Genomic DNA, 20,452 nt, shown 5'->3' with positions numbered 1-20,452 from the left:
ATGCAGCCATTGGACTTGCCGGTTCCCGCTAATTCTCTCTTGAGTGATTTCGGATACGCCTCAGGCCTGGCTGTAATGCGGGACTGAGGATCGTGATGCTGGGCAGAGTTGGAATGCGGTGCGCCTTCGTGGCCGCGCTGATCCTGGGTACGGCCTCGTTCGCATCTGCCGCGGATGATGGCGTCTGGTCAATCAGCAAGTCCTCGGGTGAGGTCTGGCTTGCCGCCAACGGCGCGCAGCCTGTGTCATTGACCCAAGAAGGGACGCTGAGGGCCGGTGATACCATTCGCACCGGACGCAACGGACGCGTGCTGCTCGTCCGCGGCGAGGAATCGATTTTGATCTCCCCGAAGTCGGTGGTCGGTTTGCCGGCCGAGAAGAAGGAAGGGCTCTCGACCACTATCATCCAGCAGGCGGGTTCGATCCTGCTCGAGGTCGAGAAGCGCAACGTCAAGCATTTCGAGGTCGAGACGCCGTATCTCGCCGCCGTGGTCAAGGGAACGCAATTCAGCGTCACCGTGAATGCTGGCAGCACCAAGGTCGGCGTGCTCCGCGGCCAGGTTGAAGTCTCCGACTTCAAGTCCGGACAGATCGCACAGGTCATGCCGGGACAGGCCGCCACCTCCTTTGAGCACGGCAAGCCCGGCCTCAGCCTGAGTGGTGCCGGGACCTTCAATCCGATCGAGCACGGCAAGCCGCGCGCCTCGACGATCGAGCGTGTCCCGGTGCCGAAATCGGGCCTGTCGGCACCGCGCAATGCGGCGAGCGGCCATGCGATCCATGCGCTCGGTCCGATCGACAAGGGGACCAAGGCGGCCGGCGCGCCGGCGCAATCGCATCAAGCGGCCGGCGGTCAGGCGCCCAAAGGCGGCGTCGTGCGCATCTCCAGTTCGCTCGGCGAGGTCAAGCTGAACGTCCACAAGGTCACGAACGGGCTCGCCCACGGCGCCGTGACAACGGGGCACGTGCGCAACGCGAACGCCAGCACCGGGACCGAGACGGTGTGGAGCGATACGAAGGCGAGCAAGACGACCACGGCCGCCAACAGCTCCAACGTGACGGCGGTTACGGTGAGCAGCAGTGCACCCGCGGCCAGTGCCACGTCGACGTCGTCAAATACGACGACGACTGTTGCGACCACCTCTGGTTCGACCAGCGATGTGTCCGGCGGAAGCTCTGGGAGCGGAAGCAACGGGACTGGTACAACCAGCAACGGAAGCGGTGGCACCGGCAATAATGGCGACAACGGCAACGGGAATAGCGGAAACGGGAATAACGGCAACAACGGTAACGGCAATCATGGCCACCACTATGGTTGGTATTGGGGCAGAGGCCATCGCTAGGACCGTGTCGTCGGCATAGGGGAGCGCCTGGCGGCAGGGACCGCCGGTGCAGGGGAGCAAAGTGAAACGCCATCGGCCGCATATTCTCGTCATGATCGCGCTTGCGGTCGTGCTGTCCACGGGGTGGCACGGCGCGCTTCGCAACGCGCTCACCGATCTGCGCTTCGCCTGGCAATCGCGTACGGCCAGCGGCAATGTCGTCGTGGTGGCCATCGACGCCCCCTCGATCGACCAGATCGGGATATGGCCCTGGCCGCGCCGGCTCCACGCGGAACTGTTGCACAGGCTCGAGGCGGCGGGGGCACAGGACGTCGCCTTCGACGTCGATTTCAGCACACCATCGGATCCGGCCTCAGACGAGGCCCTCGTCACGGCGCTTCGGGAGGTCGGCGGTTCGACGATCCTGCCCTCCTTCAAGCAGCCGACGCCGAATGGTGGCGCGGTTCACATCAATCGTCCACTGAAGCCGTTCAGCAACCAGTCGTGGCCGGCCGTCGTCAATGTTGCGATCGAATCCGACGGGCTCGTGCGCCGCTATCCGGTCGGAGAGAAGCTTGGCGATGCCGTGATGCCGTCGATGGCCGTCGTGCTGGCCGGGCAGGACGCCAATCGGCGGCCACCCTTCCTGATCGATTTCGGCATTCGTGCGGCCTCCATCCCAAGTGTCTCCTATTATGACGTGCTGCGCGGCGATACCGCGACCTTGGACAAGCTGAGAGACAAGAAGATCATCGTCGGTGCTACCGCGCTCGAACTGGGCGACCGGTTCAGTGTTCCAAACGGTAAGAGCGTCTCTGGGCCCGTCCTCCAGGCGCTCGCGGCGGAATCGATCCTCCAGAACCGGATGCTGCGCTGGACGTCCGATGCCGGCATGATCATTGGCTTGGGCCTGATCTGCCTGGCGATGATGTATTCGTGGCGCCGTTCCGCACCGGGCGTCCGTGTCACCATCCTCGTCGCCGCAGGAGCGGGCGTGGAACTTGCCGCTGCGCTCGTGCAGGCAAGCTGGCCGCTCATCATCGACACGTCGCTGTTTCACATTGCGATCATTGCCTATCTGACGGCGATTGCACTCGACGAGATCGATTTCCGTAGTCTCCTGGGACGTATTGCCGAGAGCCGCTTTCATCGTATCGCGATGTCGCTCGGCGACGGTTTGATCTGCACCGACGAGGATCATCGGATCACGGTGTGGAATCCGGGCGCCAGTGCGATCTTCGGTTACATGCCGACCGAGATGATCGGGCGTCCGTTCGAAACGCTCTGTGCGGAGCCCACCGGCGGTGGCGCAAAGGCTTTTGCCATGCGCGATGCTGCGCGCCAGGCGCTGTTGGTGCCCGGCGGTGCCGTCGTCGTCGAGTTCCAGGGGCGGCGGAAGAACGGCGAGACGTTCCCGGTCGAAGCGAGCTTTTCGGGCTGGCAGGGCACGGACGGCTTCCAGTACGGAGCGATCCTGCGCGACATCTCGGTCCGCAAGCGCGAAGCCGAACGCGTCAGGTATCTCGCCGAACATGACGCGTTGACCGGTCTTGCCAACCGCAACATGCTGCATGCGAGCCTCGCCAATCTGATCGCCGCGGCGGAGCGGCGATCGTCCGACGTCGCGCTGCTCGTGCTCGGCCTCGATGGCTTCCAGCAGATCAACGACATGCTTGGACATTCGGCCGGCGACCTCGTGCTGCGGGCCGTCGCGGAGCGCCTCCGGACCAAGGTCGATGGCAAGGCGGTCGTCGCCCGGCTCAGCGGCGACGAGTTCGCCATCGCGCTTGATTGCACGGAGGCTGGCGAGCCGATTGTGGAGTTTGCCGAGCGGATCGCGCGCGCGTTCGAAGTGCCGCTCGCAACGGGCGCGCGCCAACATCGCGTCAGGATCAGCATTGGCGTCGCCGTTTATCCGGAAGGTGGGCACAACGCCGATGATCTTCTCGGCAATGGTCATCTGGCGCTGAGCAAGGCAAAGATGACGCGGCGCGGCAGCCACGTGATCTTCGAGAGCGCGATCAGGCAGGAGCTGGAGAACCGGCTGACATTGGAGAGCGAACTGGCGCTTGCCGCGGATCGCGGAGAGTTCGAACTGTTCTACCAGCCACAGGTTCGGCTGGTCGACGGCAGCCTGCTCGGGGCTGAAGCGCTCATCCGCTGGCGGCATCCCGCGCGCGGCTATGTCTCGCCCGGGGAATTCATGCCGGTGGTCAACACCTCGTCCCTGTCCGAGCGGATCGCGAACTGGGTGATGGAGACCGCCTGCCGGCAGGCGCGAGCCTGGGAATTGTCCGGAAACAGCGTGCGCGTCGCGATCAACCTCTCGCCGTCGCAGCTCGACTCCGGCGACCTCGCGCATTCCGTTGCGGCGCTGCTCGCGAAGACGGGGCTCACGCCCTCGCTGCTCGAGCTCGAAGTCACGGAGGATATCCTGCTGCATGACGAAAGCCGCGTGCTCGACATGTTCGAGCGGATCCAGCAGCTCGGCGTCCGCGTCCTGTTCGACGATTTCGGCACGGGCTACGCGAGCCTGAGCTATCTGAAGAAGTTTCCGCTCGACGGGCTCAAGATCGACCGGTCGTTCGTGCTTGACCTGCTCGCCGATTCCGACGACGCCGCGATCGTCGGCTCGACCATTGGTCTCAGCAAGCAACTCGGGCTCACTGTGGTGGCGGAAGGCATCGAGAACCGTGCCACGGCCGACTTCCTGGTCAGCATGGGATGCGAGGAAGGGCAGGGATATTTCTTCGGCCGCCCGATGCCTGCCGAGGCGTTCGAGAGGCAATTCCTGCCGGCTGAACTCGAAGCCGTCAGCGCGGCCTGAACCGCTTCAACTCCGATCGGTAGCGCCGGCGTGCAACTGCCACGCCAAAGAGGAAGGCGACGAACAGACTGGCCAGGGGCGCTTCGCGCGTGATTGCCGCGACCGTCGCGAGCGGCCGGCCGGGCTTTCGAGCTTCGTCGATGACATGCGTCAAGCGGTCGACAGCGGCGCGCAAGCCTCCCGCGACCTCTCCGATCGTGTGGGAGACGTCGGCCGCCGCGTCGATGGCGCGCTCGGCCATGCCGGGCTGGGACGGGGGCTGCGGAATCTCGGTGCTCAAAGTCGTAAACTCCGCTTCTGATGAGGTGAATGAGGCCGGCACCTTTGGCTATCCGCGCGAGCGCTCGTTTTGAACAGCGGGTCCGAAGACCTTTGGCTATCCGCGACAGGCGCCGTAATGTACGGCGGGTGCCGGCCTTGCAGGGAAAATGCGGCGCGCGGGATTTTGTTCCGGGACGGCTTCTCGCGCGGCGTCTTTTCAGCGGGAAATACCCGTGAAACGACGGGTCCGAATCTCTGTTAGGCTGTCACGACCTTGTGGATGTCAGGAGGCTGCCGTGACCGATCGGACCATGCCGGATCGAGCCCGGCGCATCGCCTTGCTAGGCGCGCCCATCGACATGGGAGCTTCGCAGCGTGGCACCTTGATGGGCCCCGCAGCGCTGCGCACCGCCGGCCTTGCGGCACTGCTCGAAAGCCTTGATTTCGAAGTCGTCGATTACGGTGATCTCTCCGTGGCGGAGGTCGGGGACCTCGCTGACAGGCCGCCCGAGAAAGCCAATCACTATCGCGAAATCCAGCGCTGGACGCGGGTGCTGAGTCGCAGAGGCCATGAGATCGCGCAGACCGGCGCGTTGCCGATCTTCCTCGGCGGCGATCACACATTGTCGATGGGATCGGTAAATGCCATGGCGCGCCATTGGCAGGAGCGCGGACGCGCGCTGTTCGTGCTCTGGCTCGACGCCCATGCCGATTACAACACGCCCGAGACGACGATCACCGCCAACATGCACGGCATGTCGGCGGCGTTCTTGTGTGGCGAGCCCGGCCTCGACGGATTGCTCGGCGATGATCCGCGCGCCTCGATTGATCCCGACAGGCTGGACCTGTTCGGCGCGCGTTCGATCGACAAGCTCGAAAGGGAATTGATGCGCACACGCCGGATCAGGGTGGTCGACATGCGCCAGATCGACGAGTTTGGCGTCGCTGTGCTGATCCGGCGCGTCATCGAGCGCGTCAAGGCGTGCGATGGCGTGCTCCATGTCAGCTTCGATGTCGATTTCCTCGATCCGTGTGTGGCGCCGGGAGTCGGCACCACAGTGCCGGGCGGAGCGACCTATCGCGAGGCGCATCTGATCATGGAGCTGCTTCATGATTCCGGCGTGGTCGGATCGGTCGACATCGTCGAGCTCAACCCGTTCCTGGACGAGCGCGGTCGCACCGCGCGCACTGCGGTCGAGCTGATCGGCAGCCTGTTCGGACAGCAGATCACCGACCGCCCGACGCCGAGTAACGCGATCGCTCCGGGCGAGTGAAACTGAGAGCTGTCTTGCATCGCGAAGAACGGAATGACTGTTGCGGCTGGCTGATCTAGACCAGTCCTGGTCGAAATCGCCTGTTTTTGAAATAGGTGCGGATTGCAAACGCCCTTCGCGGAGGGTTTGATGCGGGTCGCGCTTCAGCCGAGGATCCGCAATGAGCAGCACGATCGACGCCGCGGGAAAATCCGCGAGAACAACACGCCGTCGCTTCCTGCAAGGCGGCACCGCGGTGGCGGGCGGCGCCGTTCTGGGCGCTGGTGCGTCGGCCGCGGCGGAGACGGACAACCTTCCGCCCAACATTCCCGAATGGATGAAGGCGCCGGGCGAGCCGATGGGAGCCCAGCCCTATGGCGCGCCGTCACCGTTCGAGAAGGGCGTCGTCAAGAACATCTCGAAGACTCTCAAGCAGTACATATCGGCCTCCAGCCGGACGCCATTGCAGGAGCTCGACGGCATCATCACGCCGAATGGACTGTTCTACGAGCGGCATCATGGCGGTGTTCCGACCATCGACCCGGCGCAGCATCGGTTGATGATGCACGGCCTCGTCGAGCGGCCTCTGATCTTCACGATGGACGATCTCAGGCGCTTCCCGTCGGAGTCGCGCATCCACTTCCTCGAATGCTCCGGCAATCCCGGTTACACCAAGCCCTATGGCAAGACGGCATCGGACCTCGTGGGTCTGGTGAGTTGCGCCGAATGGACCGGCGTGAGCCTGAAGCTCGTGCTCCAGGAGGCCGGATTGAAACCGGACGCCAAATGGGTCGTCGCCGAAGGCGCTGACGCCGCCGCGCTGACGCGCAGCATTCCGATCGAGAAATGCCTCGAGGACGCCCTTCTGGTCTACAGCCAGAACGGCGAGCGGTTGCGTCCGCAGCAGGGCTATCCCTTGCGGCTGTTTCTGCCGGGCTTCGAAGGCAATATGAGCGTGAAGTGGCTGCGCCGCCTGCACGTGACCGCGGAGCCCATTTATTCGCGCGAAGAGACCTCGAAATACACCGATCTCTTGTCCGACGGCACGGCGCGCGAGTTTTCCTTCTATATGGAAACGAAGTCGATCATTACGCGCCCCTCGGGCGGTCATCGCCTGAGCGCGCCCGGCTTCCACGAGATCACCGGCATCGCGTGGAGCGGACATGGCAAGATCAAGCGTGTCGAGGTTTCGGTCGATGACGGCAAGAGCTGGCAGGACGCGCGATTGCAGGAGCCGGTGTTGACGCGCGCCCTCACGCGCTTCCGCCTGCCTTGGCAATGGGACGGCAAGCCAGCCGTGATCCAGAGCCGTGCCGTCGACGAGACCGGCTATGTGCAGCCGACGCTGGCCGAACTGCTCGCGGTGCGCGGCGAGAACTATTTCTACCACAACAACGCGATCTGGCCCTGGCGCATCGCGGCCGACGGCGAGGTGACCAATGCGCTGGCGTGAGACCTGCGGCGTTGCCGTCGCAATCGCGCTGGGTGCCTTCGCGAGCGGAGCGCAGGCGCAAAGCCCTTATGGCATCGGTCGCCCTGCGACGGCTGCGGAGATCGCGGGCTGGAATATCGATGTCGGACGTGACGGCCGCAATCTACCGCAGGGAGGCGGTTCGGTCAGCCATGGGCGCGAGGTGTTCGCCCAGCAATGTGCTTCGTGCCATGGCGATAAAGGCGAGGGTGGCTTGGGTGACCGGCTCGCCGGTGGGCAGGGCACGATCGCAACGGCCAAGCCGATCCGCACCGTCGGCAGCTATTGGCCTTATGCGCCGACCCTGTTCGATTATATCCGCCGCGCCATGCCGCAGAACGCGCCGCAGTCGCTGAGCGACGAGGACGTCTATGCGGTGTCCGCCTATATCCTGAACCTGAACGGGCTGGTGGGAGCCGATGCGACACTCAATGCCAAATCGCTTTCGGCTGTCAAAATGCCGAACCGCGACAGCTTTGTCGGCGACGCGCGCCCGGACGTGAAAAAGTGATCGCATCGGGACGATCGGTTCCGCGCAGTGGCTCAGAACTTGCTTAAGCGAAGGGCGGAACTCGCAGGATGCGTTTGAGTTAACCCGCGAGAGGAAACAGCACGGGTCCTTCGATGACAACACATCGCTTCGTAAACTCCATGTCCTCGGCGCTTCGCCATCCCGGCGTGATCGCGCTGATCGTGGCCGGCTTGACGATTGCTGCGATGGTGATCGTCGATCACGGGCCGTGGAACCGCGCCAAGACTCAGCCGGCTCATGTTGCGATGTATGCGACGACGGGCGAGGCCGCACATGCCGCCGGCGCCAAGGTGCTTCCCACCGCACCGAAGTCGCTGGTCGAGCCGGAGCGGCCGGGGCCGAAGACATCTCCGACCGTCAATCCCGTGACGCCGTAATACGGTTCATCAGCGTGCCGGCCGTGCTCGCGGCCTTCATCGTCGTCGTCGCGTCGCAGATCTTGGCGCCGCAGATCTTGGCGTCGCAGGTCTCGGCGTCGCTGTCGCCGGTCTGGTCAGCCGATCGCGGACGAGCCGAGCAGAGCGAGGACGGCCAGCGCCATGATCGCGGTGCCGAGCCAGCCCAGCGCGACCAGCCGTGAGCGGGCCTTGAAGCGGCCCATGATCGCACGGCTCGAGACGATCAGCATCATCATGGCCATGACCGGCACGGCAACGATGCCGTTGAGCACCGCGCTCCATACCAGCATGTGAATCGAGTCGATGCCGGTGAAGCCGAGACCGAAGCCGATGATGGTTGCGGCCGCGATGATGGCGTAGAAGCCGATCGCCTTTTCCGGCTTCGCCTCCAGCGTGGCGTGCCAGCCGAAAGTCTCAGCAACGGCGTAAGCCGCCGAGCCCGCGAGTACCGGGATCGCCAAAAGGCCGGTGCCGATAATGCCGAGCGCGAACAGCGCGAAGGTGAAATCGCCGGCGAGCGGACGCAGCGCTTCGGCCGCTTCCGTCGCCGAGTTGATCCTGGTGATGCCATTGCCGTTCAGCACGGCCGCCGTGGTCAGGATGATGAAGAAGGCGATGCTGTTGGAGAGCAGCATGCCGACGATGGTGTCGGCCTTGATGCGCGCGATTTCAGGGGCGCCCCCGGTTGGAAGGTCGCGCAGCGGCTTGTCGCGCTTGCCCTGGTTCATCTCCTCGACTTCTTGCGAGGCCTGCCAGAAGAAGAGATAGGGGCTGATGGTGGTGCCGAGCACGGCGACGACCATCAGGAAATAGTCGGCGCTGATCGTCGCCTTCGGCCATACCGCGGCGAGCAACGCGGTGCTCCACGGGATCTCCACGGTGAAGGCGGTGGCGACATAGGCGAACAGCGTCAGCGTCAGGAATTTCAGCACCGGCGAATAGCGGCGATAGGGCACGAACACCTGGAGCAGGGTCGAACCCGCCGCGAAGATCAGGGCGTGCTCGTGATTGAGCCCGCCGATGACCAGCGAGAGCGCCTCCGCCATCGCGGCGATGTCGGCGGCGATGTTGAAGGTGTTGGCGATGACGAGCAGCGAGACGAGCCCCAGCACGATCCAGCGCGGCGCGAGCTGCAGGACGTTGGCGGCGAGCCCTTTGCCGGTGACCCGGCCGATCCGAGCGCTGACGAGCTGAATCGCGATCATGAACGGCAGGGTGAGAAAAACCGTCCAGAGCAGCCCGTAGCCGAATTGCGCACCCGCCTGCGAATAGGTGGCGATGCCCGACGGATCGTCGTCGGCTGCGCCGGTGATGAGCCCGGGCCCCAGCCGTTGCAGCAGTCCCGTCCCGGGCTTCGCCGATCCTTCGGCGCTGTCGTGCTTGGCGGCGTGCTGCTTCGATCGGTTTGACAGGGGCTGACCTTCCGGCTTCCGGAATTGCGAAGTGTGCTTTAAGCGCGTCATGGCCGCAAAGTTCCTGCGTCGGCCGGCGCCGCGCCGTCTGCTGACGCCGATGCTTCTTCTTTGCTTTGACACGTCGGGCAAAACACTTGTAAAGTAGTACCATCACAGAGATCGTCGAGCCCGCACCGTCACCGGTTGCGGGCTCTTCGTTTGCCCACGTTCAAAACGGTCGCCAGCCTCTTGCGCCAGAGCATGTCGCCGACGGTCGGCCGATCCCTGGACACGGAAGCCGTCGGCGATCAGGCAGCACTTGCTCGGCTGTCCGCCGTCGCGCGGCACGGTCTGGTTCTCATGACAGTGGCGCCCACTGATCAGTGGGGTTAACATCGCTCCGATTCGCGCTCTCCGAAAAACCTGGAACCAATGGTGGATGAGCGTGTTGCGGTGCCGCTTGACGGGCCGTTCCAACCCGCCCCGGCAGCAAAGTCACGGTGCGGTCCTGCCTTGCCCAAGGCGGGGCCGCGCGCCGTACGAGCAAAGAATTTGCAACGACAAGAGGGGGCACATTTGGCCGCCGACCTGGTTTTCAGAATTGCAATTGTCGGGCTGTTTCTCTTTTCAGCGGTGCTCGCTTCGATGCTGTGGCTGAACGTATGAGCCTCGACGCGTAAGCCTCGACGTATGAGTCTCGTCCTGCCGTTTGGAACGGCCGGTCCATGGTGGCGTTTTGCTCTTCCATGAGGGAGGATACGCGATGGACCATCTGACGAAGCGCGGGCAACCGGATCGCAGCAAGATCAACATGCACGAGGCCTTCGAGGTCAAGTACTGGACGCACGCGCTCGGCGTATCGAAGGAGGAGCTGCAAAAGGCTGTCGACAAGGTCGGCAATTCGGCCGCGGCCGTCCGCAAGGAATTGGCGATGTAACGCGTCCAACGCATGCGCGCCGAGGCGCGTGCTGCTACTTGATGCTGACGAACATGCCCCAGGCGGCGGCCAGCGCGCCGCCGGTGAAGACGACCACCGGGTTGTCGCAGAACGTGCTGCCATAGCTGCACACGTTCGCACCGAACTGGCCGAGCTCGTGATGGCTCGCGGAGTAGAACAGTCCCGACAGCACCAGCAATGCGGCGGCGACGTAATACATCGACGGAATCTCCAGCCTGCCCATGCACCCTCGCAAGGGACATGTCCCAGCATGGCGCGAGGAGATTTCATTCCGCCGAATCCGCTTCACCGCATTTGGCTAAAGTTTGACCCGTTGGGCCAACGATGCCGGGACGCTGTTGGCCGGACCTTTGGGGGTGGAAGATCTCCCACATCGGGGGCTGTTCTAATTAGGACAGCCGATCTGGCAGATTAGGACACAAATGAAAACGCCGCCCGCTTGAAATGAAGCGCAGGCGGCGGCGTTCCAGCCCCGAGAGGGATCAGCAAAATCCCGGATATTGATCAGTCCAAATGGATGACGAGAAGGTTCAACGGCACAACGCGACCAAGCTCAAATGGATGCTTAGCGGCGCTGCGTCGAACTGGGCACTGAAATCCCCCGCCCCAATAGATACGGGTAGGAGACGAGATCGTTTCACACCCGCAGAGGCGGATTAGGACACCATGGGATAGGACTTCATGCTGCCGTTTCCGGACGATTACATGCCGCCAGAAACAGGAGAGGCCGCCAACTGAGGTGGCCTCACTTCGGCGGCTGTAGCCCGGGCGATCTCAGCCACTCGTTCATGTGCGACCCGGTCTCGGCTTGGCAGGCCTTACGGATTGCATGCTCCCGATCAAAACCTGGGGGGAGTAGTTGAGCCTGCGCACGAAGCCGCTTGGCTTCTTCGACAAGGCGTTCCTCAAGGGAGCGGGTTTGCGTCACTCTCCGGCGCTCCGGCATGTCGCGCTCCTTGAGCCATTTGATCGACTCTCGTAACGGCTCGTCCGGTTTCAGTTCCAAAATTGAAACTAGGCCACGTCGGAAACAGGCCAGCGGACACGGCTCGGCGACAGCCTATTCTTGTGCATGGCCTCTCCGGCAGCAATCAGTCATCCGAGTGAAGATCGTATTGACTCATTGTTCATGATTTGTTCTTATTGTCCGGTCGTCAGGTGGAGATGGGCTGTGGACAACCGCATCAATGAAATCCGCAACATTATCAGAGCGTTACGCATCAGCATGCGAGAGGCCGAGGCCATCATGCACGAGCAGATCAATCGCGACGAGGACTGCACCTTCGTGGCGGAAGAGATCATGAAGATGCGCGTCGTGATGAGCGGCCTGGTTCAGGAGCGGACACGGCTCGGCGACAGCGAGCCTATTCTCGTGCGCAGCCTCTTCGTTCCGCGCCGGCCGCCGGCAACGCCGCGGACTGGTCTTGCCAAGCGCCGCCTCGTACCGCACGGAGTTGAGCAGCAACGGGGCCACGCACGCCCGTGATCATGGATGGACAATCTCAGGCGGTTTCCGGCGCCGTGGGTCATGATCGCGGAAGAGGAGTGCTTCCGAGTCAAGGACGCGAACGGCTTCACGATCTGCTGCGTTCTTCATCGCGATGATCTGCACTCGTGGGGCTATCAGTATGCCCACCAATATCTATCGCGCGACGAGGCGCGACGGATCGCAACGGCAATCGCGCGATTGCCGGAGCTGTTGAAGCGTCCTCAGTATTGAGCTGTTCGCTTTGCCAGGTCCCCTTTGGAACTTCTTGCGCCAAACTGGAATTGGTCTTGTGGTCGGCCCACCGCCGATGGCCGGCCTGGAATGGCGGCTCCGGCGCCCCCCAGCCCCCCGTCCCGCGCCGGGGCCGTTTTCAGGAGTTAGGTGGGACAAAAACACCGGCGGCACCGCCGCCAGACGTTCAGCAGCCACCTGTAGATCGTTGTCTGAAGATCGATTTCGGTCTCGACGAAACACGCCTGAAACATTGCTGAAACCCGATTGTCCTGAACGCCGCGCCCGTTGGCCCCGACCAACGGAGCGAGAAGGAGACAAGTCATGATCCAGGTCGGTTCGAAGGAAGAAGTCGCGTTTCTGCTGGCACTGTTCGGCACGCACACCCAGCCGGTCAAGCGGCCGAAGCCGAAATCGCAGCAACGCTGAAGGCGGAGCCATGCCCGGTTTGGCCGATTGCCAGAGCCTCTTGCGTCTCTTGATCGCAAGGGGCGATCCGAGGGCCATTCCGCTCGCCAAAGGCGCCATCGATCAATATTTGAACACCGCGCCGGCCAGCCTCCGCGGGCGCGGCCTGCGCGTGCTCCAGCGCGACGCGCTCGACCAGCACGGTGCCGCGGTCGGGGTGCAGCGCTCCTTCGCGGAGACGGTGGACGCCTATATCGAGCGCAAGCTTGCGGAGGAGTGACACCTTCCAGTGCGGCGGTTCAGGCGCGTGGCTGCCGGTCAGGCTGCGATGGGCGGCGTGGCTTGCGCCAGCAACAGGCCGATCTTCCGGTCGAGCTGCCAGACCTCGACGTTGCCCCGGCGCGTGAACTGTTGTGCGACGCGAAGCGCGGATGCATCGGAGTCAGCCTCGAACGCTTCGGCGGAGCGAAACACGCCGTTCTCGCCGACCAGATAGGCGCGGTATTGCCGGCTCATGTCGGCGCCCTCAGGCCCGGCGAATGCAGCCAGGACTCGATCTGCATGGCCGTCTCGTCCTGTCGCGCCCGGCGCAGCAGGATCTCACGGCGCCGTCCCGGCGCAAGCGACTGGGCCTCCTCGCGAAGGCGAGCGGCCTCGTCAGCGAGCCGCTCCTTGAGAGTTTTGGACTGTTTGTAACGACGTCGCTTCAGCATGGCATTGCTCCCTCGTTCGAGTGGGGCGGGAGCGCAACTGGCGTTCTCATCACCGACCGATGCCAAGTGCCGCTGCGGTGATATTTCAACTCTACGCCTCGGGCCGAGGAGAGTCAGTATCATTTGTTAAGTGGATCGAAGAATCTCTCGGGCGTCATCGCAGCTCGGTTTGAGCAGTTTATTCCTATCGCGTGCAGGTAGTTCCTAAGTTCACTATTGAACGGAAGTGGCGTCGGCGATTGAAGGTCTATCCTCCTTGTCTGCGCCCCGCGCCACGATTTTAAGCGCTTGATCTGACAAAGGCCGTTGCAGCGCCTTAGCCTCGTCCCATGGCGCCCGCAGCCAAGCATCTCGTTCTTCGGCCGTCGTCAGGATCACCGGCATTGCCTTTGGATGAATGGGCTCGACAACGGCATTCGGCGCCGTCGTGAGAAAGCCATGGACCTGATGAGGTCCAGGCACGGGCTTTGACTTCGTACCGCGATCGCCCTTGAAAGTTGTCCAGATACCGGCGAACGCGAACAGCGGCCGCGTCTCGTCCATCGCAAACCACACGACGTCCTTCTTCTTTGTTTCCGGATTCGGCTCAGGGGCATACTCAGCAAAACTGTTGACGGGCACGAGACAGCGATGCTCCGGCTTGAGCCATGCGCGCCAGTGCGGCGACGAGGTGTTGCGGATGTTGGTGACGGGCGGGCCGGGCTTGCTCGGTGGTGGCGGCATGCCCCAACGCATCATCACAATCTCCCGTTCGCCCCCACCTGCGTCGCGAATGACCGGTGCCGGGTAATCCGGAAATACGCCCGGCATTGGTGGCAAGTTACCCTCGTAGCGACGGACCACGCGGAAGAGCCCGGCGATGGCGGCCTGATTGGTGGTGATCGAATACAGATTGCACATGGAGACGATTATTCCTTACCGCTCGCCAGGCCAAAGGTAGTTTCGAGTGAGGGGGGTCGCTAGTTGTAATGATGCTTGTATTCGCATCAATGGGCAAACAGACGTCAGGTTGGCCTGTGCATTAAGGGCCAATTCCGGACATTGCTTAGGGGCCACAGTGTCTTCGTGTGACGCCACCTGTTTCCCGGATGCGTCAAGTGACGTAGAATGCCACTGCCCCTTGAAGCGGGACGTGCCGAAATCACCGTCCGGGCAAACGAGCAGCACTTGTGCCGTCGGCAAGCACGCTCTCTTAGAAGCCGTTCTTTTTTCGGTTTCGTACCACCGTTCACCACGAACTTTGCGCGCTGCTTATGCGGCGGCTCGTTCGGTAACGTCGGGAGAAAGCGATGAGCAAGATCGATCGAAGGTCCGCACTGGGAATCGCGTTGGCTGCAGTTTCGGCTGCCATGGTCAAGCCAGCCGCCGCTCAAGCCACAAGCTACAAGGATACGACGCCTTGGCCAGGTGTCGTGGTGCGTGAATATGAAGGCGAAACACCATCCTTGATCCCAGGTTTTAAGACCGTCTCAATGCGCGATATCATTATGCAGCCGGGGTCAAAGACCATGGGGCCCCCGATGATGAATGCCATGATCTGCCATATCACCGAAGGGGAGCTTCGGCTTGAGCAGGAGGGAAAGACCTTTACGGGCAAGAAGAATTTTGTCTGGACCTGCAACAAGGAAACAAAAGAACAGGCGTTCAACGATGGGAATGTGGTCGCGATTATGCGGATCACCGACCTAAAGGCTTAACGCTCGTTTCTTCGCAAGAGATCGATTGTGGGTGCGGATGGTGCATGCGACAACGCGCCATCCGCGTGCAGGACCGCCTCGGTCAATCGCATCGATCAGCGACCGTGTCGCCTATGTCCGGTCTGCCCAACAGAGCGCATTTCTGTGATTGCTCGAGTGCCGCCGGGCTCGTCAGTTTCGGGTACCCCGACTACAAATCTAATGCAGGACCTTGAAGCAGAGTGAACCGTGTACCAACGCGCGGGCCGCGACCGCGCTTTGCGGCAAGGCAGAAGTGATGTAACTTCTCTTGCGAGCTGCCATGAGGACGTGCCGACAGTCCTGTATTCGCCAATTATCTTAGCGGCAGCGCTGATGCCGTCGGCGGGCAAATTCTTAGACCTGTAATCTCTGGTCTGTTCAATCGCAGTCAAAACCGAGGCGCGAATGTCGTGCACACCGCGTGATGTGCGCGTGAAGGAAAATGCCGTATTTCACATCAGGAGCTTACAATGGATCGGAAAACCTTTCTGGTCGGCATTATGGCCGCCGCATGCCTTGTTGCACTAACGCCGGGCACCGGGCACGCCCAAGCGGATCCGAGAGTAACGAAATCGATGGAAACCTTAAAAGCTATGACGGCGAAATTAGGAGCCCCCAAGCTCGAAGGAAGGGAAGCTGTTGGGGGTAAAGACGCACCCGCTCTGCATTTCGGCACGACTAAGATCAATAACAACTTTGACATCGTCGACGCGGTTGGAAGCGAGGACGGCAAAGGGATGACGGCCACGCTGTTTGCAAAAGACGGAGGCGAATACGTCCGAGTGTCCACAAGTGTGCCAAAACCCGATGGAAGCGGCCGAGCAGTTGGCACCGTCCTGGCCGGGCCAGCGCTTGAAGCGATCAAGGCGGGGAAGAGCTATTACGGCGAGGTGCCTATACTGGGTACGCCCTACATAACCGGATACGAACCGATCAAGGACAGTACGGGCGCCGAAATCGGCACCTATTACGTCGGCTACAAGAAGTAGTTGAGAGCCATGAGAAATCGTCTGGCAACACTGGACGCGCGGCCGTAGCTGTCGAGGTCCGAGTTGGGTCAAAACCGGCAATACTCTGGTTGGCAGAGAATTTCTGCTCAAATCCCAAAAACCGACGTCGCCGATTTGCCGGTTGGAATGACGGCGCCGGCGCGACCCGCACCCGGAGCCGCTTTGGCGTCTTTGACACGTCGGGCAACACACTGGCATAATACTATCATTGAGACGATTTCGTTCGTACCCGCGCCGGAGATTCATCCGCCGCGGGTTTTTTTATTCTCGAACCAGGACCGGACCTGATTGCAACGGGGTTTTTCAGATGACCGAATTGGTGAACAAGCGTTCTGAAGTGGCGTTGGTGAGGGAGGCGGCTCGCAGAACTTTGAAGCAGCGAACGATGACTGAGATCAAATCCTTTGCGCGGACGCACACGGTACACGCCGTGAATACTCTCGTGAAGATCATGCTCGACAAGAATGCTCCAGCGCATGCACGTGTCTCGGCCGCCAATTCTCGATCGCGGATGGGGCAAGCCGTTGCAGCCCATCGCGAATGAAGACGGTAAGCCCTTGAGTTCATTCATCGCATCGAGCGGGTCATTGTACATCCCGGCGACGGTCAAACGTTCGACGCCCATGTTGAGGAATCCGTGCTCCGCGAACCGCTAAGCGTTCTTGGAAGCATCGGCGCGACGGGCGATTTCGACGTCTCTCACGAAGAGCTTTGGCTGCGTTCGCAGGAGAATACATGAGCACTGACCGACAGAAGCCGCGCCAACCGCGGATTGAGCCAGATCCCCCAGCTCAAGGCATTGCGGAATTGACCGGTTGGCCGCGCTGGATGGCCGACGCGCTTACATACAGACCACAGAGCCCGGCTCTAGACGTCGGCTCGCCGGGTGAAACGGCTGCATTGGAGGGCAACGCGACCGGTTCGGTGGGCTTGGCGTCTCTCTAGTGCAAGTCTCAAAAGTCCCTGAAAACACTGACGATCACTACAATATGTTAGGGGGCGTACCCCCCAAAGGTCAAGTCGAGGCAAGCCGAATTGATGTGACCGTTGTGACAGTGCTGTGACCACAATTTGCCGACGCACGCGCGGCATGGGGGAAACTTGCAAGCGTCAACCCATCTGATGCCCCCGCAAAAATAATCCGTCATTTTTCGCAAGTTTAAGTTGGCGCACATCCCAGCGTGTACTTGTCGGACACAGGAGAGCTCGTGCATGAACCCGAATCTTACTCCTGTTACTTCATACGTGATCGACAACGTGCACCACGCGCACGACGAAGTATGCGAGAGGACGGACCTCGTCGAGCGCGAAGGCGAAACAGATCAGTTCCCAGTTGGTGCGCCTGAAGACATCGCGTTCGATCCACCCAGGATGAACGTGCGAAATGTTGAGGCAGCCCTATCGGTCATGAAAGTCGATCCGGCCAAGGTAAAATGCGTAGCGTCCCAATAAAGCCAATGGCGTGCGTGATACGTTGGGCACGTTTGGTCGCAGAGATAATCGACCGGTTTGAGCAAGTCGACCCTTCCGGGATACTTAGACTGAACGTGAAAGCGCCTGAGGCTGCTCATATGAAGGTGCTCACGCCATATGACCCTCGGGAAGGGATCAGTTTAGCTGCGGCAGCTAGAAGGGCAGGAAAATCTGAGACCACGATCCGGAATTGGTGTCCTCAACATGGACTTGGCCGGCGGGTCGGTGGTGGCGTTTGGGTCGTCAGTCAAGTTGCACTTGCCATGTTCCTAGACGGGGATGAGGCGGCGCTCGCGGCTTACCATGCGGGCGATCATTCGAACTTGCGAGTGGTGCGGTACGTTGATCGCTTCGGCGTCCCCCTGCCCAAACCCTCCAAATGTCCAGAATAGGTGATTTTCGACAGCGGAATAGAAACGCTTGGAAATAATTAGACACATATCGAAAAACATGCCACGACGCACCTAGGGTGGAACGAGCGGCATGATCCATACTGTGGTTGGAGTGCTTCGCAACGCTACTCAGTTGCGACAGCATTATTCCCGGATGCAAGGCGCCCGCAGACAAGCGGAGTTGCTCGACAGTTTTCCGCGAGACGCGCCAACAAAAACATTTGTCGAGTTTGGATCTTATCCAGGGCAGTTCAACCGCGCCGGACGCGCGCCGATCAACACAACTACGCTCGCCCAAAGCTATCGCCCCGATATCGACGGGTTGCGGGCGGTGGCTGTGCTTTTGGTGGTGATCTTCCATGCGTTCCCTAATGAAGCGTGGCTTCCTGGCGGCTTTGTTGGCGTTGACGTGTTTTTTGTCATCTCCGGATATCTCATCTCGAAAATCCTGTTCAGCGAAATCGAGCAGCACCGCTTCTCCTTGGCGGGCTTTTATGGGCGCCGCATCAGGCGCATCTTTCCTGCCCTCGCCGTATGCCTCACCGCCGTCTTGGTATATGGCTTCGTCGTATTGATGCCCTCGCAGCTTGCTCAACTCGGCAAGCAGGTATTTTTCGGGGCCAGCTTCCTGTCTAACATCGCGCTCTGGAGCGAGAGCGGGTACTTCGACGGTGCCGCTACTTCAAAGCCGCTACTGCATCTTTGGTCTTTGGGGATTGAAGAGCAGTTTTATATTCTCTGGCCACCGCTGCTTTGGGTTGCTTTCAAACTAAAGGCTACGATTGGGCGATTGACAGCTGGGTTGCTTGTGGCCTCCTTTGTGGTCAACTTGGCTCTCTCGCTCACTGACACATCGAGCGATTTCTACCTGCCGGTCTCCCGCTTCTGGGAACTACTGGCGGGTGCAGCACTGGCTTGGCGACCGGATATCAATCTCAAAGCAAGCCTCAGGCATGTAATTTCAATTACGGGCATTGCAGCCATTGCAATCTCTGCGGCTTCGTTCGCACCCGAGATGCGCTTTCCCGGATGGCTCGCTTTGCTACCTGTGGCGGGGTCGATCGCGGTCATCATGGCGGGACCAAATGCCATTGTTAACAAAACGATCCTTTCAAACCGCGCTGCGGTATCCATAGGCCTTATCAGCTATCCCCTATACCTTTGGCACTGGCCACTGATCGCCTTCTCCTATGTTATCCGAGGGAAGCCCCCAACCTCTCTTATGGCTTTCGGACTTGTGGTTGCGAGCTTGCTGCTAGCTTGGGCCACGTATCGTTTCATTGAGCAGCCCGTTCGTCTTAATTCAAATCGCTTTCGATACACTGCCATTGCGGCGGCATGCGTCGCCGTGCTTGGCGCTTCTGGCTTGATGGTATCGATCATAGGTGGTGTGCCTCAACGGTTTCAGGCCAGCCTTGATCTGGAGAAGATGAATGCTGCCACTCTCGATGAGACCTACGCGCCGACGAAGGGCATGAACGTTCTTGAATTTGATCGCCGCAGAAATTCCGTAGTGGCGCAGATCGGACAAGGCGACCGTAAAGTCGCGCTGGCAGGCAATAGCACAATGTTCCACTACGGCCCTCGTTTGCAGCAACTCGAAGACCAAGGGCAGTTGGCGGTCAGCGCTTATTTTGTGACAGGCCCAGCATGCCCGTTGGTGCCTGGCGTGACCGCACGCGATGAATTTGCAGACTGCGGCGTCGTCGTGAACAGATTGTCGGAACTGGTACGAAGAGAGAAAGTGCAAGCGGTCGTTATCAGTCCTCATTATTGGCCAAGGAAACATGCCTTCATCGAACGGGCTGGCACGTCTATCCCTCTGGAGGGAGGAGACGAAGGCAGGCGCGCTTTCTATGCCAATCTCGAAGATTTTGTTCGCGAATTGAAGCGAAACGCGACGGTTTACCTTGTGCTAGGCGCGCCGCAGTCCCCTACCGCTCTAAATCCCCAACGCATGGTCACTCGAAGTGTCACTGGGATTCGTGTCGATCCGAATGCCCAATCATCCGTGCGAATTACCGATTTGCGAGCGCCTTTTGCTCAGCATGACGCAGATCTACGCACCGTCGCGGAGCGCACGGGCGCGAAGTTGCTAGATGTCTTTCCTGACGTTTGCGGTAACGGTGAGATGTGTTCACCCTTTTTTGGAGCGCGCGAGCCGATATTTTCGGACGGCGTCCATTTGCGTCCTGTGTTTGTACGGGAGCATTTGCACTTCCTGGATTTTCTTTTGATGTAGTGCCTCTCTTTTTACCGCAATGTCCGAGTGTCGTCCCTTCTCGGAAGAAGGCAGATCCGAGACCGGCCCAGATGCGCGCCGGAAAGTTCGCGGCTTTCACCAAACTCGTAACACCAGCAGCGTTGGCATGGCCACGCATCATCCATCTCGCGTATTTACAACCTCATGCAGAGCGCATGAGGACAAGAAATGGACGACCCCACCAGGTTTGAACAATTGGTGAAATTTCGTGCGCCGACTGGTTTGTCGGAAGCGATTGACGGCGCGGCCAGACTGAAGTGGCGTAAGCGCTGTTTCGGTCCCACCTTCCATTGAAGGCGTCGAGCGAGGAATGATCGATCTCTGATTGGAGATCGGCTT

The 20,452-nt window shown here is 61.0% G+C and carries 22 protein-coding genes and 1 pseudogene; 15 read left to right on the top strand and 8 right to left on the bottom strand.

Going from position 1 to position 20,452, the window contains the following annotated elements:
* Positions 1-95 precede the first annotated feature (95 nt).
* Entirely contained in the window at positions 96-1,343 is a 1,248-nt protein-coding gene (locus tag AC0L3X_RS41560) for a FecR domain-containing protein (RefSeq protein WP_063982044.1), read from the top strand.
* Between the two features lie 61 nt (positions 1,344-1,404).
* The gene (locus tag AC0L3X_RS41555) at positions 1,405-4,149 is read left to right on the top strand and encodes an EAL domain-containing protein (RefSeq protein ID WP_063982045.1); all 2,745 of its coding nucleotides are present in this window, start codon (positions 1,405-1,407) and stop codon (positions 4,147-4,149) included.
* On the opposite strand, the gene AC0L3X_RS41550 is transcribed toward AC0L3X_RS41555, so the two are convergent.
* Positions 4,136-4,429: a hypothetical protein gene (locus tag AC0L3X_RS41550; protein ID WP_063982046.1), complete on the bottom strand. Its 294-nt coding sequence runs from the start codon at positions 4,427-4,429 to the stop codon at positions 4,136-4,138. The genes AC0L3X_RS41555 and AC0L3X_RS41550 overlap by 14 nt on opposite strands.
* 277 nt (positions 4,430-4,706) lie before the next feature.
* Here AC0L3X_RS41550 and rocF point away from each other — a divergent pair, with 277 nt between their 5' ends.
* The 4 genes from rocF (at position 4,707) to AC0L3X_RS41530 (ending at position 8,043) form a co-directional block, all read left to right on the top strand.
* Entirely contained in the window at positions 4,707-5,684 is a 978-nt protein-coding gene (gene rocF, locus AC0L3X_RS41545) for an arginase (RefSeq protein ID WP_063982047.1), read from the top strand.
* 160 nt (positions 5,685-5,844) lie between these two features.
* On the top strand, positions 5,845-7,116 hold the full coding sequence (soxC, locus tag AC0L3X_RS41540; protein ID WP_063982048.1) for a sulfite dehydrogenase: 1,272 nt from the start codon (positions 5,845-5,847) through the stop codon (positions 7,114-7,116).
* Positions 7,103-7,645: a c-type cytochrome gene (locus AC0L3X_RS41535; RefSeq protein WP_063982049.1), complete on the top strand. Its 543-nt coding sequence runs from the start codon at positions 7,103-7,105 to the stop codon at positions 7,643-7,645. Before soxC ends, AC0L3X_RS41535 begins: the two co-directional genes overlap by 14 nt.
* A 113-nt stretch (positions 7,646-7,758) precedes the next feature.
* The gene (locus AC0L3X_RS41530; RefSeq protein ID WP_063982050.1) at positions 7,759-8,043 is read left to right on the top strand and encodes a hypothetical protein; all 285 of its coding nucleotides are present in this window, start codon (positions 7,759-7,761) and stop codon (positions 8,041-8,043) included.
* A gap of 116 nt (positions 8,044-8,159) precedes the next feature.
* On the opposite strand, the gene AC0L3X_RS41525 is transcribed toward AC0L3X_RS41530, so the two are convergent.
* Positions 8,160-9,527 carry an NRAMP family divalent metal transporter gene (locus AC0L3X_RS41525; protein WP_231142703.1) on the bottom strand — a complete coding sequence of 456 codons (1,368 nt, stop codon included), beginning with the start codon at positions 9,525-9,527 and terminating at the stop codon, positions 8,160-8,162.
* A 694-nt stretch (positions 9,528-10,221) separates the two neighbouring features.
* Here AC0L3X_RS41525 and AC0L3X_RS41520 point away from each other — a divergent pair.
* Positions 10,222-10,395, top strand: coding sequence for a DUF3606 domain-containing protein (locus AC0L3X_RS41520; protein WP_064502491.1), 174 nt, complete (start codon positions 10,222-10,224; stop codon positions 10,393-10,395).
* Between the two features lie 34 nt (positions 10,396-10,429).
* Here the strand turns inward: AC0L3X_RS41520 and AC0L3X_RS41515 are convergent, their stop codons facing one another.
* The gene (locus AC0L3X_RS41515) at positions 10,430-10,615 is read right to left on the bottom strand and encodes a hypothetical protein (protein ID WP_014493715.1); all 186 of its coding nucleotides are present in this window, start codon (positions 10,613-10,615) and stop codon (positions 10,430-10,432) included.
* 972 nt (positions 10,616-11,587) lie between these two features.
* Between AC0L3X_RS41515 and AC0L3X_RS41510 the strand changes: the two genes are divergently transcribed.
* The 3 genes from AC0L3X_RS41510 (at position 11,588) to AC0L3X_RS41500 (ending at position 12,824) form a co-directional block, all read left to right on the top strand.
* Positions 11,588-11,902 carry a hypothetical protein gene (locus AC0L3X_RS41510; protein WP_231142700.1) on the top strand — a complete coding sequence of 105 codons (315 nt, stop codon included), beginning with the start codon at positions 11,588-11,590 and terminating at the stop codon, positions 11,900-11,902.
* A 42-nt stretch (positions 11,903-11,944) separates the two neighbouring features.
* Positions 11,945-12,136: a hypothetical protein gene (locus AC0L3X_RS41505; RefSeq protein ID WP_231142698.1), complete on the top strand. Its 192-nt coding sequence runs from the start codon at positions 11,945-11,947 to the stop codon at positions 12,134-12,136.
* A gap of 439 nt (positions 12,137-12,575) precedes the next feature.
* Complete coding sequence (locus tag AC0L3X_RS41500) at positions 12,576-12,824, top strand: hypothetical protein (RefSeq protein WP_014493719.1); 249 nt, start codon at positions 12,576-12,578, stop codon at positions 12,822-12,824.
* Between the two features lie 38 nt (positions 12,825-12,862).
* On the opposite strand, the gene AC0L3X_RS41495 is transcribed toward AC0L3X_RS41500, so the two are convergent.
* The 3 genes from AC0L3X_RS41495 to AC0L3X_RS41485 form a co-directional block, all read right to left on the bottom strand.
* The gene (locus AC0L3X_RS41495) at positions 12,863-13,060 is read right to left on the bottom strand and encodes a hypothetical protein (protein ID WP_028153017.1); all 198 of its coding nucleotides are present in this window, start codon (positions 13,058-13,060) and stop codon (positions 12,863-12,865) included.
* A complete protein-coding gene (locus tag AC0L3X_RS41490; protein WP_063982055.1) occupies positions 13,057-13,257 on the bottom strand; it encodes a hypothetical protein in 201 nt (66 codons plus the stop codon). Before AC0L3X_RS41490 ends, AC0L3X_RS41495 begins: the two co-directional genes overlap by 4 nt.
* A 213-nt stretch (positions 13,258-13,470) precedes the next feature.
* The gene (locus AC0L3X_RS41485) at positions 13,471-14,157 is read right to left on the bottom strand and encodes an SOS response-associated peptidase (RefSeq protein ID WP_354077023.1); all 687 of its coding nucleotides are present in this window, start codon (positions 14,155-14,157) and stop codon (positions 13,471-13,473) included.
* Positions 14,158-14,546: 389 nt separating this feature from the next.
* Here AC0L3X_RS41485 and AC0L3X_RS41480 point away from each other — a divergent pair, with 389 nt between their 5' ends.
* The 4 genes from AC0L3X_RS41480 to AC0L3X_RS41465 all read left to right on the top strand — a co-directional run bounded on the left by AC0L3X_RS41480 (position 14,547) and on the right by AC0L3X_RS41465 (position 17,437).
* Entirely contained in the window at positions 14,547-14,954 is a 408-nt protein-coding gene (locus AC0L3X_RS41480; RefSeq protein ID WP_085405751.1) for a hypothetical protein, read from the top strand.
* A gap of 491 nt (positions 14,955-15,445) precedes the next feature.
* On the top strand, positions 15,446-15,964 hold the full coding sequence (locus AC0L3X_RS41475; protein WP_063982057.1) for a Cache 3/Cache 2 fusion domain-containing protein: 519 nt from the start codon (positions 15,446-15,448) through the stop codon (positions 15,962-15,964).
* A 328-nt stretch (positions 15,965-16,292) separates the two neighbouring features.
* A complete protein-coding gene (locus tag AC0L3X_RS41470) occupies positions 16,293-16,529 on the top strand; it encodes a hypothetical protein (RefSeq protein WP_473317398.1) in 237 nt (78 codons plus the stop codon).
* Between the two features lie 668 nt (positions 16,530-17,197).
* Entirely contained in the window at positions 17,198-17,437 is a 240-nt protein-coding gene (locus AC0L3X_RS41465) for a hypothetical protein (RefSeq protein WP_187387993.1), read from the top strand.
* Positions 17,438-17,442: 5 nt separating this feature from the next.
* On the opposite strand, the pseudogene AC0L3X_RS41460 reads toward AC0L3X_RS41465, so the two are convergent.
* A pseudogene (locus AC0L3X_RS41460) lies at positions 17,443-17,556 on the bottom strand (hypothetical protein); the annotation flags it as partial.
* Positions 17,557-17,941: 385 nt separating this feature from the next.
* Between AC0L3X_RS41460 and AC0L3X_RS41455 the strand changes: the two are divergent.
* Positions 17,942-20,092 carry an acyltransferase family protein gene (locus AC0L3X_RS41455; protein ID WP_084795043.1) on the top strand — a complete coding sequence of 717 codons (2,151 nt, stop codon included), beginning with the start codon at positions 17,942-17,944 and terminating at the stop codon, positions 20,090-20,092.
* Between the two features lie 163 nt (positions 20,093-20,255).
* Here the strand turns inward: AC0L3X_RS41455 and AC0L3X_RS41450 are convergent.
* Positions 20,256-20,452: hypothetical protein (locus AC0L3X_RS41450; RefSeq protein WP_473317397.1), on the bottom strand; the 197-nt coding region annotated here is incomplete at its 5' end.

This window comes from Bradyrhizobium sp. MI1.7 (assembly GCF_055811795.1).
Note: the sequence above shows the minus strand (reverse complement) of the source record. Positions and strands in the feature narration are given on the sequence as shown.